General features: G+C 50.8%; 15 protein-coding genes. 1 reads left to right on the top strand and 14 read right to left on the bottom strand.

Annotation, left to right across the window (positions count from 1 at the left end):
- Window positions 1-22: 22 nt before the first annotated feature.
- Window positions 23-433: a hypothetical protein gene (locus H615_RS0108665; RefSeq protein ID WP_027954784.1), complete on the bottom strand. Its 411-nt coding sequence runs from the start codon at window positions 431-433 to the stop codon at window positions 23-25.
- 171 nt (window positions 434-604) lie between these two features.
- Between H615_RS0108665 and H615_RS0108660 the strand changes: the two genes are divergently transcribed.
- Window positions 605-1,963, top strand: coding sequence for a TrkH family potassium uptake protein (locus tag H615_RS0108660; protein WP_027954783.1), 1,359 nt, complete (start codon window positions 605-607; stop codon window positions 1,961-1,963).
- Between the two features lie 394 nt (window positions 1,964-2,357).
- Here the strand turns inward: H615_RS0108660 and hutG are convergent, their stop codons facing one another.
- The 13 genes from hutG to H615_RS0108590 all read right to left on the bottom strand — a co-directional run bounded on the left by hutG (window position 2,358) and on the right by H615_RS0108590 (window position 14,836).
- On the bottom strand, window positions 2,358-3,296 hold the full coding sequence (gene hutG / locus H615_RS0108650; RefSeq protein ID WP_027954781.1) for a formimidoylglutamase: 939 nt from the start codon (window positions 3,294-3,296) through the stop codon (window positions 2,358-2,360).
- The gene (gene hutI, locus H615_RS0108645; RefSeq protein ID WP_027954780.1) at window positions 3,277-4,539 is read right to left on the bottom strand and encodes an imidazolonepropionase; all 1,263 of its coding nucleotides are present in this window, start codon (window positions 4,537-4,539) and stop codon (window positions 3,277-3,279) included. Before hutI ends, hutG begins: the two co-directional genes overlap by 20 nt.
- Complete coding sequence (gene hutU, locus H615_RS0108640) at window positions 4,532-6,205, bottom strand: urocanate hydratase (protein ID WP_035531740.1); 1,674 nt, start codon at window positions 6,203-6,205, stop codon at window positions 4,532-4,534. The genes hutI and hutU overlap by 8 nt, the downstream gene beginning before the upstream one ends.
- Window positions 6,189-7,730, bottom strand: a complete 1,542-nt coding sequence (gene hutH, locus H615_RS0108635; RefSeq protein WP_027954778.1) for a histidine ammonia-lyase — start codon at window positions 7,728-7,730, stop codon at window positions 6,189-6,191. Before hutH ends, hutU begins: the two co-directional genes overlap by 17 nt.
- 125 nt (window positions 7,731-7,855) lie before the next feature.
- Window positions 7,856-8,281, bottom strand: coding sequence for a histidine utilization transcription antiterminator HutP (hutP, locus tag H615_RS0108630; RefSeq protein ID WP_035531835.1), 426 nt, complete (start codon window positions 8,279-8,281; stop codon window positions 7,856-7,858).
- 143 nt (window positions 8,282-8,424) lie between these two features.
- Window positions 8,425-8,670: a hypothetical protein gene (locus tag H615_RS0108625; protein WP_027954776.1), complete on the bottom strand. Its 246-nt coding sequence runs from the start codon at window positions 8,668-8,670 to the stop codon at window positions 8,425-8,427.
- Window positions 8,663-9,118, bottom strand: coding sequence for a GNAT family N-acetyltransferase (locus H615_RS0108620; protein WP_027954775.1), 456 nt, complete (start codon window positions 9,116-9,118; stop codon window positions 8,663-8,665). The genes H615_RS0108625 and H615_RS0108620 overlap by 8 nt, the downstream gene beginning before the upstream one ends.
- 83 nt (window positions 9,119-9,201) lie before the next feature.
- Entirely contained in the window at window positions 9,202-9,900 is a 699-nt protein-coding gene (locus H615_RS0108615; protein ID WP_027954774.1) for a YesL family protein, read from the bottom strand.
- Between the two features lie 47 nt (window positions 9,901-9,947).
- Window positions 9,948-10,916 (bottom strand): sugar phosphate isomerase/epimerase family protein, encoded by a 969-nt coding sequence (locus tag H615_RS0108610; RefSeq protein ID WP_027954773.1) that lies wholly within the window; start codon window positions 10,914-10,916, stop codon window positions 9,948-9,950.
- Window positions 10,913-11,974: a Gfo/Idh/MocA family protein gene (locus H615_RS0108605; protein ID WP_027954772.1), complete on the bottom strand. Its 1,062-nt coding sequence runs from the start codon at window positions 11,972-11,974 to the stop codon at window positions 10,913-10,915. The genes H615_RS0108610 and H615_RS0108605 overlap by 4 nt, the downstream gene beginning before the upstream one ends.
- Window positions 11,971-13,011: a Gfo/Idh/MocA family protein gene (locus tag H615_RS0108600; RefSeq protein ID WP_027954771.1), complete on the bottom strand. Its 1,041-nt coding sequence runs from the start codon at window positions 13,009-13,011 to the stop codon at window positions 11,971-11,973. The genes H615_RS0108605 and H615_RS0108600 overlap by 4 nt, the downstream gene beginning before the upstream one ends.
- Window positions 13,012-13,024: 13 nt before the next feature.
- Window positions 13,025-13,747, bottom strand: a complete 723-nt coding sequence (locus tag H615_RS0108595; protein ID WP_027954770.1) for a ThuA domain-containing protein — start codon at window positions 13,745-13,747, stop codon at window positions 13,025-13,027.
- A 45-nt stretch (window positions 13,748-13,792) separates the two neighbouring features.
- Entirely contained in the window at window positions 13,793-14,836 is a 1,044-nt protein-coding gene (locus tag H615_RS0108590; RefSeq protein WP_027954769.1) for a LacI family DNA-binding transcriptional regulator, read from the bottom strand.
- Window positions 14,837-14,853: the final 17 nt, after the last annotated feature.

Here is a 14,853-nt window from a genome sequence, read left to right as displayed (position 1 = left end):
TCTAGTAAAAAAAACCGCACGCTCAAGCGGCGGTTTCATCTTCTTTATTCTTCCTGTACCGCTGGATTCCCTTGGTAATCAAGCGGAAAATCATGTAGAGGCTGCAAAAGAAAAAGAAGCCGAGCACACTGACGAGTGCGTCCGCAAATTCCATGTTGCCACGGCCTGTGATCTTCTGCTGGATTTCCACCGCAAAAACGAAGACAAGCACCATAGCAAATGTGAAAAGAAAGGAAATAACCGTAATACTCCATTTCGCAAGAGCGTGAAACAGGACATCTACAAAAATAAGACCGATGATTCCTAGAATTCCAATCACCCAGAAATGCAGATCCTTATCTGAGAGTTCCCACCCCATCATTCCGGAGAATTTTGCGATCACGTCATGCCAGAGGTTGACGACTTCCGCTAACAAGAGAATGATTTCTTTCATTGCATATGTTTCTCCTATCTTATAAAAATCAATGGTTCAGTTCTTTCTCACTATATCACACCCGCCGTTTTCCAGTAAGTCCCTTCTGATTCCAGTATTGCTTCCGCCACGGTTCCGCTATAAAATCCTTTATAAGACCATTGTTTAAAGGAAGCAGAAAGGGATGACACGATGAACCAGACTCGATTCAACCGATTTTTCAACCACCTTTCCCCCTTTCAGATCATCGTTTTCTTCTATTTTTCCGCAGCCCTCATCTCTACGCTGCTGATCAGTCTGCCTTTTCTTCATAAGGAAGGCGTAAACGTAAGCTTGATCGACAGCTTATTTACTGCCGTCAGCGCCGTGAGTGTGACAGGACTGGGTGTCGTTTCCACACCGGACACCTTCAACACAGCGGGATACATTGTGCTGATGTTCGTCCTCCAGTTCGGCGGCATCGGCGTAATGACGCTCGGCACATTCATCTGGATTCTGCTCGGTCAGAAGATCGGGTTAAAGCGCCGCCAGTTGATCAAAACCGATCAAAACCGTTCCACATTCGCCGGAATGGTCCGGTTGATCCGGCAGATCCTCCTGATCATCCTGCTTATTGAAGGGATTGGAGCCATCGTTCTCGGGATCTATTATACCCGTTATTTCCCGAGCTGGGAGGAGGCTTTCATCCAAGGAGCCTTCGCTTCCGTGAGCGCAACGACGAATGCCGGGTTCGATATCACCGGGTCTTCCCTCGTCATGTTCCAGGACGACTATTTCGTCCAAGTCGTCACAATGCTGCTGCTGACTCTCGGAGCCATCGGTTTTCCTGTTTTGATTGAAATCAAAGATTATGTAACCAATCGAAGGAAAGAATTGTTTCACTTTTCCTTGTTTACGAAATTGACATCTGTCACGTTCGGACTTCTCGTTCTTACTGGTACTCTGCTTATCTATTGGTTTGATCGAAACCACTTCTTTGCAGGGAAAAGCTGGCATGAATCCCTCTTTTATGCCCTTTTCCAATCCGTTACGACGCGGAACGGGGGACTGGCAACGATGGATGTGGCTGATTTTTCCACACCTACTTTGCTGGTGATCTGCCTGTTGATGTTCATCGGTGCTTCTCCGAGCAGTGTAGGTGGAGGGATCCGGACGACCACCTTTGCCATTATGGTGCTGACCATCTTTTCCTATGCCCGTGGGAAAAATCATGTGCGTGTGTTCCGCAGGGAAATTCACGAGGACGATGTTTTCCGCTCTTTTATCGTGATTTCAACCGCCATCGCCATTACTGGTGCTGCGATTGTGCTTTTGAATTACTACGAACCACAGTTTACGTTGATGGAAGTGATTTTTGAAGCCTGCTCCGCGTTCGGAACGACCGGCTTGTCCATGGGCATCACCCCGGAGCTTGGGACAGCCGGCAAGCTGATCATCATCGGGCTGATGTTCATCGGACGCATCGGCATCTTCTCCTTCCTGTTCATCCTGAGACGCCGGAACATTCAAGATACGTACCGCTATCCAAAAGAACAAATGATTATCGGTTAACAATCAAAGACAAGGGCTCCACGCAATCGTCCGTATTTCATCAGAAGTGGGACGAGCGGCTCTTTTAAAACCGGCCCCCTCCTGCACTCATTCTCCAAGCTGAGTATGGGAGGGGATTTTCCTATTTCGGTACGTACACATTTGAGGTCCTCTGTCTTACACCCTCCTTGTTCCCAACTCGTCATTTGGCAGGTCACGAGGAGCGTTCGTTGGTGACGCCTTCGGGAACAACGCGAGCTGAAGATCCACATGGGCAGGCGGTCTTCCTGCCCATGTTAGCTGAAGCCGTACCCGCGGCAAGCATCCACCGAAAAGCGGAACGTGACCCTTTCCCTGAACTATGGACAGCTCAAAAGCAGGACCTGGGTAGGTCCTGCTTTTGGATTATCCTCTTTTATTGATACATGTACCGCATCATGACATGAGCGGCAAGGCGGCTTGTCATATCCCGGACGTCCTTGGACGGATCGATCTCGACGATATCCATGGCTTTAACGATGGGATCGCCGGAAGCTTCCTGTACACTCACCAGCAGTTCCCGTGACGTTAACCCACCAGGACCGATCGCTGGACAGCCGGGCGCATAAGCCTGATCCACGACATCCATATCGACGGATAAATAGATCAGGTCCACCTTCTCCTTCAATCGCTGGATCTCTTTCTTCACGATGGATGCAATGCCTTCTGCATCTACATCCGCCATCGTGTAGACAGCCACACCATGGCGTGCACAATATTCCGCATAGGCTTGAGCATTGGAATAGTCCCGGATGCCGATCTGGACCAAATCCTCCCCCCTTACAACACCCGATTCGAGCAGGCTGCGAAAAGGGGTTCCGTTCGTCCGGCCGCCGTCCTCTGTGTTCCTTACGTCATGATGGGCGTCCCATTGAAGCACGCCGACACGGCCCCACCGCTCATGAAAAGCAGTGATGGAAGGAAAACTGACCCCGTGATCTCCCCCGAGGAGGACGTAACGGGAGCAGGACTCTTCCTCAAGCATTTCCTTCACACTCTTCTTCAATAGATCGTTCGTTTTTTCCGTATCTGTCGGATGGGCGGGAGCGTCTCCGAAGTCAAGCATCGTCACATCCGTATAGTCCTTTTCTTTTTCATGGGAATACGTCGTATAAAACCCTAGAGCCCGTCGGATGCTCTGCGGGGCTTCCGACGCCTGGGAGGCAGAGATGGATGATTTCGAGTAAGGCAGACCGAGCAGGCCGATTTTTCCGGATTTTCCTTCTTCATACCACTGCTTCGTTTCATCCACTTTCGTCGTGAACCTGTCTTTGAACCCCCGTGCCGGCCCGGGGTTAAGATATTGGAAAGACATCCGCCTCCCTCCTTTCCCAGATTAACCGCCCCCGCTTCCATACCGCACGGGCATGATTCACGCCGTAATGATAAGGAAGATACTTGTAATTCGGAATGTCCCAGAAAACAAGGTCGGCCTGCCCGCCCACTGTGATTCTTCCAGCCACTTTCTCCATGCCGATCGCATGGGCTGCATTGACCGTCACAGCGTTCCAGATTTCTTCCGGCGTCATTTTCATTTTCAAAGCAGCCAGTGCCATGATCATCTGCAGATTATGGGTAACACAGCTGCCCGGGTTGAAATCCGTCGCCAGGGCTACGGCCGCACCTTCCTGTATCATCTTTCCCGCATCCGCATAGGTGTCTTTGCCTAAATAAAAGGTCGTACCCGGAAGGAGGACAGCAATCGTTTCGGAGGCTGCCAGTTGTTTGATGCTTTCGGCAGATGCCGCCACCAGGTGGTCGGCCGACACCGCACCGTATTGAACAGCCAGTTCCGTGCCGCCGAGCGGGTCGATTTCATCCGCGTGGATTTTCAACTGGAATCCGTGCCTAAGCGATGCTTCCATGAATCGGGCTCCCTGTTCGGTCGTAAACACCCCCGTCTCACAGAATATATCCGTGAAAACCGCCGATGTTTTTTGTTTAATGACTGGAAGCAGGTCAATCATCTGGTCAAGAAAAGCGTCTTCCCGCCCTTTATACTCTGGAGGTATGGCATGTGGGCCGAGAAAGGTGGCTGCGATATCAAGCAGCCCCTCGTCGTTCAGCCTGTCAATGACAGCCAGCTGCTTCAACTCTGTTTCTTCATCCAATCCGTAGCCGCTTTTCGCTTCCAGCGATGTCACCCCATAAGCCGCCATACCGCTGGCGAACCTACGGGCTTTCCCATACAAAGAACTTTCATCCGCCTGCCGCGTTGCGCGTACCGTCGAAAGTATGCCTCCACCGCTTTTCAAAATATCCAGATACGTTGTACCTGCTTGTTTAAGAGCTAGTTCTTCTTCTCTTGATCCTCCAAAAACGAGGTGGGTGTGTGGGTCCACCAACCCCGGTGATACGACTTTGCCTTCAGCATTGAAACGATGACGGGCCTGCCGTGCACAGGCCTCTTCTGAAGAACCAATCCAGACGACTTTCTCACCCTTTATGGCTATGGCCGCCTGATGTCGGACAGGCAGCTCCTTCATCGCCTCTCCCTTCAATGGTCCGGCGCCTGGAAGGAGGAGGGTACCGATGTTTTCAATGATTTGATCATCCATCATGCTTATCCCTCCCCAGCATCGGAATATCCAGATTGTGCCTTCGTGCTTCTTGTTCCGCTTTTTCGTAGCCGGCATCCGCATGGCGCATAATGCCCATGCCGGGGTCCGTCGTCAATACCCGTTTCAGACGCTCCTCTGCGAGATCCGTCCCATCGGCCACAGCAACCATACCAGCGTGAAGCGAATAGCCCATACCGACCCCGCCGCCGTGATGGAAGGAAACCCACGAACCTCCGGCGGCCGTGTTGATCAGCGCGTTCAATACCGCCCAGTCTCCGACAGCATCACTGCCGTCCTTCATCGCTTCCGTCTCACGGTTGGGAGAGGCTACCGAACCACAGTCCAGATGATCACGACCGATGACGACCGGTGCTTTCAATTCTCCCTTTCGTACCAGTTCATTGATGCCAAGCCCCATCTTCACCCGTTCCCCGTAACCGAGCCAGCAGATTCTTGAAGGAAGCCCTTGAAATTTAATTTTTTTCTGAGCCTTGTCAATCCAGCGGAGGAGTGGATCCTGATCCGGGAATAGATCGCGTACGAGCTGATCGGTGCGGTAAATATCTTCCGGATCCCCCGATAACGCAGCCCAGCGGAACGGTCCTTTTCCTTCGCAGAATAACGGCCGGATATACGCGGGAACAAATCCCGGGTAGTCAAACGCTTCGTTGACGCCGGCATCATAAGCCACCTGGCGCAGGTTGTTGCCATAGTCAAAGACAATGCTTCCATGCTTCTGAAACTCCAGCATGGTCCGGACATGCTCCGCCATGGAATAGGAAGCCTTTTCCACATATAATTCCGGGTTCTGTTTTCTCAGTTCATCTGCACCGGATATGGAGAGGTCAGTCGGAATGTACCCATTCAGCGGATCATGGGCGGATGTTTGGTCGGTCACAATATCAATCGGAAATCCTTGAGCAATGATCTGTTTATGAATGTCTTCCGCATGACCGAGACAGGCAATGGACAACGCTTCCCCCTCCTGCTTCGCCTCTTCTGCCCAATGAAGGGCTTCTTTCAGACTGGCGGCCTGTCTGTCACAGTAACCGGATGAGAGCCTTTTTGCTATGCGCTCCTGATCGACCTCAACAGCAATGACGACGCCTCCGTTCATCGTCACGGCCAGCGGCTGGGCGCCTCCCATTCCACCAAGTCCTGCGGTTAAAGTGATGGTTCCTTTTAGCGAGCCGTCAAAATGCTTCTCAGCCAAGGAAGCGAACGTTTCGTAAGTGCCCTGCAGAATTCCCTGAGAGCCGATATAGATCCAGCTCCCAGCCGTCATCTGGCCGTACATCATCAATCCTTTTTTGTCCAACTCGTGAAAATGGGGCCAGTCCGCCCACTTCGGAACGAGAACAGAATTAGAAAGCAGCACACGTGGAGCAGCCGGGTGGGTACGGAAAACACCGACCGGTTTGCCGGATTGGATAAGGAGCGTTTCGTCATTTTCCAACCGTTTCAACACGCTGACGATGGCATCAAATGCCTCCCAGTTCCTCGCTGCCTTCCCAATTCCACCGTAAACGACCAATTCCTCCGGCTTTTCTGCCACCGCTGGATCAAGATTGTTGGAGAGCATACGCAGTACAGCTTCCTGCTCCCACCCTTTACATTCAAGCGTCTGTCCAGTTGCAGCTTTTATGTTACGGCTTGTCGACATAAGCATCTCCTCCTTCGTGAATCGACCGCCACTCTTCCCAGTCAAACGAATCGGTTCTCATCCATGCCGTCATCTTTTCAATATCTTTAGAAAGGATCCTGTCCTCAGTCAGCGGTTCAACCACCGTCCGGGCTTTCATCCACAGCTTGCGGATCCGTGGAGATGCCCGGTCAATGCCGCGCCATTCGAGTGCCTGCAGGCCGCAGATCAGTTCGATGGCAACGACTTTTTCGACATTCTCAAGGATAAGAGCAGCATGGCGGGCCGCTGTCGTTCCCATACTGACGTGATCCTCCTGGTTGGCCGAGGAGGGGATGGAATCCACACTGGCCGGGTGAGCGAGCGTTTTATTTTCTGACACCAGAGAGGCTGCTGCATACTGGATAATCATGAACCCCGACTGCAGTCCTGGATCTGGACTTAAAAAAGCGGGAAGATCATTCAACTGCGGGTTGACGAGCCTTTCAATCCTCCGCTCCGAAATCGAAGCCAGTTCACTCAGCGCGATTTTCAAAAAGTCCATCGCCAGGGCAATTGGCTGTCCATGAAAATTCCCGCCGGACACTACGACGCTCCCGCCTTCAAGAAGGAGAGGATTATCTGTAGCTGCGTTCATTTCGATGGTCAGCTTTTCTTTCACGTAGTGAAGCGCCTGCCAGGTCGCTCCGTGAACCTGTGGGATACACCGTAACGAATAAGCGTCCTGTACCCGCTTTTCTCCTTGGTAGGTCATCAGCTGGCTTCCATCTGTCAGGTGCCGGATGCGCTCGGCGACAGCTTCCTGCTCCGGATAGCCCCGTGCGGCATGAATACTCGGATGAAACGCATCACGGATCCCTTCCAGCGCCTGCAGGGTTACAGCCGCTCCCCAGTCGCACTGTACGGCTAATTTTCTCGCCCGAAGCCAGGCTGTGACGCCGACAGCCGTCATGGCCTGGGTTCCGTTGATCAACGCCAGCCCTTCCTTCGCCTTTAATGACAGCGGTGGAATCGATAACTCGGTATAAACATCCGCAGCCGCACGTGGTTTGCCGCGAATAAACACTTCACCTTCACCCATGATCACCAGCGCTAAATGGGCGAGAGGGGCGAGATCTCCAGACGCGCCAAGAGATCCCTGTGAAGGAATAACGGGATGAATCCCTTCATTAATCAACAACTGAAGCCGTTGGACTACGACCTCCCGGACACCCGAAAAACCTTTCAAAAGCGTATTCAGTCTGAGTACAAGCATTGCCCGGCTGATCACTTCAGGAAAGGGATCTCCTATCCCGCAGGCGTGCGACCGGATTAAATGCCGCTGTAAAGTATCAACATCCTCAGGGGCTATCCTGACGTCACTCAGCTTTCCAAAGCCTGTATTGATTCCGTAAACGGTATGGCCGGCCGCTACGATTTTTTCAACCGTCTCCCTTCCCACCCGTACACGAATCAGACTGCTCTGGGACACACGAACCTGTTCGTTGTATACACAGATCCTTTCCATTTCCTCCAGCGTCAAATGATCTCCGTCCAATTCGACCATGGCCATCCCCCTTTCAGACTTCTCCCATCGTTCAGGTGGATCGGCTTTAAAAAAAGACGGCAATGGCACGAAATCCCTACCATTGCCGCCTTCTCATATCTAATGACTACAGGCCACCTATTCTTTTATATATGATTGATGCCAAGTCCACATGTCTCATGCTCCAAACCTTTTACAGGAGCTCCGATCGTCCCGTAAAACGCAACAGCCAGCCATTCCCCTTCTCCAGGATGATCATAAGGCCGGCCGCGGACGACTGAAAAGCGAAGCCCTACTGTGCGCATCATCGTTCCTACGCCGATCTGCCCCCGGGTGACACCGTGCAGTGCTTCAAGGATCGCATGATACAGCGCATGGGTCTCCCGGTAGACATGTTCTTTAATGATGTCATTACGCTTCGCCGCCGTTTCTACAGCAGCGATGATTTTCTGGACATCCATGGAACCGACCTTTCCCTGACAGCAGCGGACATGTTCGAAACTGTCGGCAAACCCTGACCGTTCTTCTTCTGTCAAAGAGGCGGCCAGGACAGCCAGTTTACCAATCTTCATCTGCTGAGGCACCCTGTATCACCGCCTTCCTTTATTCTCCGTCTATTCACTAATCACTAGTTAAATTGTAACCGCTTTCTTAAAAAGATACAACAATCTTCCAGGAATGGAGTGCGAAGGGCCGTCCATTCCTGGAGTCTGTTTTATGTATGATCGTCGGACTGTCTACGCTTTTGCACGAACACATAGAGAAGTTCCGTTACGAAAGCGGCGGCGAGTCCAGACCAGAATAATACGGGAGCGGAAAACAGGGAACCGGAAGCAAAGGTTTCATAAGAGAAGTTGATGAACAGAACAAACAGGTACGTATAAAAACCGACGTAAACGCCTTTGTTCCATCCTTTTTTCTCCTGAGATGTCATGGGACGGAAGAAAATCGGCTTACCCATTTCCTTCCTCTTCTTTCGTAAGGCTCATCATGATCGTTTTCTTTTGGAAACCGAGGGATTCATACAGTTTAGAAGCGTCATTTCCGGCATAGACGCTCAAACGGATTTCACGGTACTGCTTCTGCAGGCGGCTGATCCCTTCTTCCATAAGGGCACGGCCGACATCCCGGCCTCTGAATTCCGGAAGAACAAACAACTCATAAATAAACCCGAACTTTTCCCCGGAAAACGTGTCCCTTTTTTCACCGGACAACAGCCAGCCGAGCAGACGCTGTTGTTCATCCTCTGCAATGATATACGTCCCCCCTTCATCAAGAACAGGCTGGACAAAAGTTTTCGCCTCCTCCTGCTCCAGCTGAATCGTTTTCATTGTCCCTTCATAAATCATTTGGTGCGTGAGAGAAAGAACCCGGTCGTATTCTGAGCTTTCCAATTGCCTAATCTTCATAATATCCCTCCATGATCCGTCTATAAAACTTCTATCCATCCTCCTCCATTTTACCTTATGGAAGACAAAAGAAAACCCGGACATCAGCATCCGGGTCCATTCTCTGTATTTAGTTTCCTGTATACTCGATAAAACGCGGAAAATGATAGAAACGCAATGATCGAACCTGTAAAAATCGGAATGATCAGCGGAAAAATATACAAACTGACCATCAGCATAAATCCAGCGCTTACCGCGACAGCCACAAACAGGACAGGACTTGTGATGGTAATCAGCAGCGCCTGCTTCATGACGTGCCGGGCCTTCATATCATAGTGAACCATTACAGAAAAACAGTTGATGGTGTACACGAATAATAGAATGCCGAGAACAAGGAAAACGTTCATAAGAAGCTGATTTACAGCAGAGAAGTAGTACAGATCCGCCACAAGCAGCCCCCATAAAATCGTGAGGAACGTCCCCGCCGCTGCACTCGTTTTATAGTTTTCCTTATAGTAGCTCCAGAAAGACCGGCGCGATCCTTTTTCTTCATCTTTGCGTACCCATTCGCGTGCCTGGGCAAAGAGAGCAGCCGTTGCTGGAAAGAAAAGTACGGGCAGCAAAACGATGAGAGGTGGGAGCAGGTACCCTGCCTCCTGTAATCCGGAACTGTATAATAAGCTCAACAGCAGCAGACCAACGGGAAGGTTGAATGCTGCCCAGGACAAGTTGGCCAGCGCCAGCCGGCTGATCCATTCACTTACGGCATATAGTCCTCCTCTTACTCCTGATGTCTGTTCCATCGTTTTTCCCCTTTCCAGCGGCCTTATTTGTCCATGTCAGGCAGCCGTCAGGCCCACCACATGTCCGTTGCCGGTTCCTCTATAATCACATCTTTTAAGTTCTTCACCGCAGCTTGGAACCCTTCCTGAATGGACATGATCGGATCTTCGTGTTCAATACTGACAACATGATCATATCCAAAGGTACGCAGAGCGCTGATGATATCAGACCATTCTTTCGTCCCATGGCCGTATCCGACAGAACGGAAGCTCCATGCTCTTGTTTGCACGGCAGCGTAATTCTGCATATCCGTCAGGCCATACATGTTCACGTTTTCCTGATCGATGTACGTATCTTTGGCGTGGAAGTGGTGAATCGCCTGTTCACGACCCAGAATCTTTATCGCTGCGACCGGGTCGATGCCCTGCCACCACAAATGACTGGGATCCAGATTTGCACCAATGGCTTCTCCTGCAGCTTCGCGCAGCTTCAGCATCGTGTATGGCGTATGGACGAGAAAGCCGGCATGCAGTTCAAGACCGATTTTCACACCATGCTCCTCAGCGAGCCGGGCCTGTTCTTTCCAATATGGAATCAGCTTCTTCTCCCACTGCCACTCAAGAATATCAGAATATTCCGGTGGCCACGGAGTCACGGGCCAGTTCGGAGCGGTGTCATTTTCGTGTCCTCCCGGTGTCCCGGAAAACGTATTGACGACAGGTACGTCCATCAGACCTGCCAGTTTGACGGTTTTAACAAAGGTGTCATGACATTCCTCTGCAAACGCTTTGTCAGGAGAAATCGGGTTCCCGTGACAGCTGAAGGCACTGATCGTCAAACCTCTGTCATGGACTTTTTGAAGGTATTCCTTGCGCTTGTCTTCACTTTCCAGCAGTTCATCCAGGTTACAGTGAGCATCCCCTGGATAACCTCCTGTTCCGATTTCAACGGCTTTCAAGCCGGATTCTTTCGCATGATCGAGCATGTCTTCAAATGATTTATCAGAAAAAAGGACGGTAAATACCCCTAGTTTCATTCAGCATCCTCCGCTCTATGGTTTAGTTTAACACTTGTTCCGGTTTGACTGCTTTCATAGATGGCTTCCATCAGTCTGGTGACTTTCAGGGCCTGCTCCGGTTTTACGACAAGCTCTGCCCCGCCGAGACACGCATCAATAAAATTCTCCGCCTGAACAACCCCGACTTCCGGCTCTCCTTCACGGATTTTAGCTGAACTGTCAAACAAGGCACCGTATTTCGCCTGGTATAATTCAAACGGATAGACACTCAAGCCGCCTTCCGTGCCTGAAATGGTCAAGGTTGTATGATCTTCCTTAATGTTCGCTGCCCATGAGCACTCAAACTGAAGCGACTCGCCATTTTTAAACGTGATATAGCTTGTTACATGATCATCTACGTTAAAGGTTTCATGATCAAAGCTGCCCCAGTCATTGACGAGTCCCGGTGTCCTGCTCAGCCGGTCATAGGTCCGTCCCGTCACTTCAACGGGTTCCGGGTCATCCAGAAGCCAGAGGGCAAGATCAAGGAGATGACAGCCGAAGTCGATCAGACTTCCTCCGCCCTGGAGGTCCTTATTTGTGAATACACCCCAGCCGGGAACTTTACGACGGCGCATAGCCTGGACTCTCGTCACGAAGGCCTCCCCAATTTCATTGTTCACCAAAACTTTCTTCGCCAGCTGGGCCTCTGGAGTAAACCGGTAGTGGTAGGCAATGTCAAGGATGCAGTTATTCCGCTCTGCCGCCTCGATCATCGCCTCTCCCTCTGCCGTTGTCATGGCCATTGGTTTCTCACAGAGCACATGGACCCCGGCTTCCAGAGCCGCAATCGCAATCTCTGCATGGAACTTGTTCGGCGTACAGATCGTTACAGCATCCACTTCCTGAAACATGTCTTTATAATAAGAAAAGACGTAGGGGATATCGAACGCCTCCGCCACCTCTTCCGCCCGGTCACGATTCACATCCTGAACGGCGGTTATTTCGACTTTTCCGCTTAATTCAAGGAAAGAGGGAATATGCCTCCCCTGGGCAATTCCCCCCGCTCCAATGATTCCCATTTTCAACCGAGTCATTGAAGAGCACGCTCGATACGACTGATTTCCTTTGTTTCCCCTGAACGGACCGCAGCAAGGATCAGTTCGAGTGATTTCAGACCTTCTTCCCCTGTAATTAATGGTTCTGTGTCATTAAGGATGCTGTCGACAAAATGATCGATGACCTGCGTATTCGTCTGACCGCCTTCATCATTCGACTGGATTTTCCCAAGCTGATAATTCACGATGTCCCCATTCGTATACTGGGCAATCAGGGAGTACGTAGGATCGTCCTCCAGACGAAGCGTTCCCTTCTCTCCATAAATGACTGTGCTGTTATCCTCGTGGGTATTGTAAGCCCAGCTTGCTGTCATTGTTCCGACGATGCCGTTTTCTGAGCGGAGGATACAGACCGCATTGTCGTCCACCGTGATATCTTTTTTCGCATTGTTCTCGACAAAGCCGGCCGCTTCAACAAATTCCTGACCGAGAATGTAACGGAGCAGATCGGCTTTATGTACACCTAAATCCCCCATGGCACCGATGAAAGCCTGATCTTTCTTAAAGAACCAGCTGTCCTCCCCTTCGGCACTCCAGCCTTCCGGACCGCCGTGCCCGAAGGTCGTACGGAAGCTGTACACTTTACCGATACTGCCGGACTCAATCAGCTCTCTGGCTTTCTGATGAGACGGCACAAAGCGCTGGTTATGGGCAATCATCAATTTCTTTCCGTTCTTTTCTGCCGCAGCGATCATGTCCTCCGCTTCCTCTCTTGAAGTAGCCATCGGCTTTTCACAAAGCACGTGGGCCCCTTTGTTCAAGGCAGCAATCGACACAGGCGCATGCAGATAGTTCGGCAGGCAGACGCTCACCGCATCAATATCTTCTTTTTCCAGCAGTTCTTCATAATCGGTATAAATCGTAGCCCCATACAGCTGCCCTACTTTCCGGGCGCGTTCCTCGGCAATATCACAGACGGCTTTAATCTCTACGTTTTCATTGGCTTCATATTCCAGCAGGTGACGGTTCTGTGCGATACTTCCACATCCGATTACAGCAATTTTCAGCATTGTCATCGTTACAGCTCCTTTATGATTTACTCGTAATATTTTCTAAAGGCTGGGCGTTTCCATAAACCGGCTTCGGCGTGTCTGCGTTACGGACATAGTTCACACCGTTGCGAATGACTTTCTGTATTTCTTTGTTGTAATAGGTTGGATATGTTTCATGACCTGGACGGAAATAAAAAATCTTTCCGCGTCCGCGTTTGAACGTCGCACCGCTGCGGAACACTTCGCCGCCTTCAAACCAGCTGAGGAAGACCAGCTCATCCGGCGCAGGAATATCAAAATGCTCTCCGTACATCTCCTCTTTTTCCAGTTCGATGTATTCCCCGATCCCTTCAGCTATCGGGTGGGTGGGATCGACGACCCATAGACGTTCTTTCTCATCGGCTTCCCGCCATTTCAAATCACAGGAAGTCCCCATCAATTTTTTAAACGGTTTGGAAAAATGGCCGGAATGGAGAACGACAAGGCCCATCCCGTCAAGGACACGCTGCTTCACCTTCTCAGCAATCTCATCCTGGACTTCGTCATGGGCTTTATGGCCCCACCAGACGAGGACATCTGTTTCGGCAAGGACTTCCTCTGTCAACCCATGCTCCTCTTCATCAAGGGTGGCCGTTTTCACCTGGGCATGATCTTCGCCCAGAAATTCTGCAATTGCGCCGTGAATTCCGTCGGGATAGACATCAGCAACGACCTGGTTTTCTTTTTCATGTCGATATTCGTTCCATACTAGTACATTCATTCTTTCCATCTCCTTTTCCTTTATCTCTGTTTGATTTTCTATGGATCATGCTTTTTTCTGTGTGTTACGCTCCAGCCTGCAGGACGACTCCCGTTCCACGATTCTCGTAGGGATGATCATGCTTTTCTTGACCATATCCGGACGTTTGAGCAGGTCGATCAAGCTGGAGGCTGACTCATGTCCAAGCTGGATCGCCTGAGTATCCACCGTCGTGAGCGGGGGATCAGCGAGTCTCGAAACGACTGTATTGTTAAAGGCTGCGATACTCACCTGTTCCGGAATGGACACTCCCCTGCGGGACAAAGAACGCATAACTGTGAGCGCATTGTATTCATCGGTGAAGATTAAAGCTGTCGGTATCTTTTCGAGGACCAGGAGCTGTTCAACGATCTGATCAGGATCCTGTTTGTCTGATGGATCATTCTTCAGCCATTTTTCATCAATAGGCAGCCCCTGATCCTTCATAGCTGCACGATATCCTTCCAACCGGTCGCGGGCGACTTCAAATTGGGAGTTGCCTCCGACATATCCGATTCTTTCGTGGCCAAGTCCAATCAAGTACCGGGTCATTTCCTTACTGGCCTGCACGTTATCGTTGTCTACATACATCGTCTCTCCCGGTCGATCGACAGGCTTCCCAAGGACAACAAAAGGAAAGCTGGACTCTCTTAAAAACGGAACGACTTGATCGTCTTCTCTGGAATAAAGCACGAGCACACCGTCCACGCGTTTTCCCTGGACCATTTTGACGACTTCCTGAAAAATCGCTTCCTCTGTATTCCCTGTTGTCAGGTACATGCTGTAGTCCTGTTCATGACAGGCATCACTGATTCCCCGTAACAATTCGGAGAAAAACGGGTTTTCGAAAAAGTGATCAGAAGAAACTTTCGTTACGATGCCGATGGTCTGCGTGGACTGGCTGACAAGGACACGGCCGTTGTAGTTCAGATGATAGCCAAGCTCATCCATGACTTTTCGAACTTTGCGCTTCGTTTTTTCACTGATCCTCGGACTATCCGAGATGACACGGGATACGGTAGATGGCGCGACGCCGGCCTTTTTAGCCACATCCTTGATCGTTACGGACACGTTCATCTACCTCCCTT

Origin of the sequence: Halobacillus kuroshimensis DSM 18393, from assembly GCF_000425705.1 — a bacterium.
GTDB classification, from domain to species: Bacteria; Bacillota; Bacilli; order Bacillales; family Halobacillaceae; genus Halobacillus; species Halobacillus kuroshimensis.
The sequence above is the reverse complement of the archived record's forward strand: the minus strand, read 5'-3'. Positions and strand labels throughout refer to the sequence as shown.

Excerpts from the sequence above, each read along its gene's own strand:
- H615_RS0108665 (WP_027954784.1), bottom strand. The coding sequence starts at position 433 with ATGAAAGAAATCATTCTCTTGTTAGCGGAAGTCGTCAACCTCTGGCAT.
- H615_RS0108660 (WP_027954783.1), top strand. The coding sequence starts at position 605 with ATGAACCAGACTCGATTCAACCGATTTTTCAACCACCTTTCCCCCTTT.
- hutG (WP_027954781.1), bottom strand. The coding sequence starts at position 3,296 with ATGTCTTTCCAATATCTTAACCCCGGGCCGGCACGGGGGTTCAAAGAC.
- hutI (WP_027954780.1), bottom strand. The coding sequence starts at position 4,539 with ATGGATGATCAAATCATTGAAAACATCGGTACCCTCCTCCTTCCAGGC.
- hutU (WP_035531740.1), bottom strand. The coding sequence starts at position 6,205 with ATGTCGACAAGCCGTAACATAAAAGCTGCAACTGGACAGACGCTTGAA.
- hutH (WP_027954778.1), bottom strand. The coding sequence starts at position 7,730 with ATGGTCGAATTGGACGGAGATCATTTGACGCTGGAGGAAATGGAAAGG.
- hutP (WP_035531835.1), bottom strand. The coding sequence starts at position 8,281 with ATGAAGATTGGTAAACTGGCTGTCCTGGCCGCCTCTTTGACAGAAGAA.
- H615_RS0108625 (WP_027954776.1), bottom strand. The coding sequence starts at position 8,670 with ATGGGTAAGCCGATTTTCTTCCGTCCCATGACATCTCAGGAGAAAAAA.
- H615_RS0108620 (WP_027954775.1), bottom strand. The coding sequence starts at position 9,118 with ATGAAGATTAGGCAATTGGAAAGCTCAGAATACGACCGGGTTCTTTCT.
- H615_RS0108615 (WP_027954774.1), bottom strand. The coding sequence starts at position 9,900 with ATGGAACAGACATCAGGAGTAAGAGGAGGACTATATGCCGTAAGTGAA.
- H615_RS0108610 (WP_027954773.1), bottom strand. The coding sequence starts at position 10,916 with ATGAAACTAGGGGTATTTACCGTCCTTTTTTCTGATAAATCATTTGAA.
- H615_RS0108605 (WP_027954772.1), bottom strand. The coding sequence starts at position 11,974 with ATGACTCGGTTGAAAATGGGAATCATTGGAGCGGGGGGAATTGCCCAG.
- H615_RS0108600 (WP_027954771.1), bottom strand. The coding sequence starts at position 13,011 with ATGACAATGCTGAAAATTGCTGTAATCGGATGTGGAAGTATCGCACAG.
- H615_RS0108595 (WP_027954770.1), bottom strand. The coding sequence starts at position 13,747 with ATGAATGTACTAGTATGGAACGAATATCGACATGAAAAAGAAAACCAG.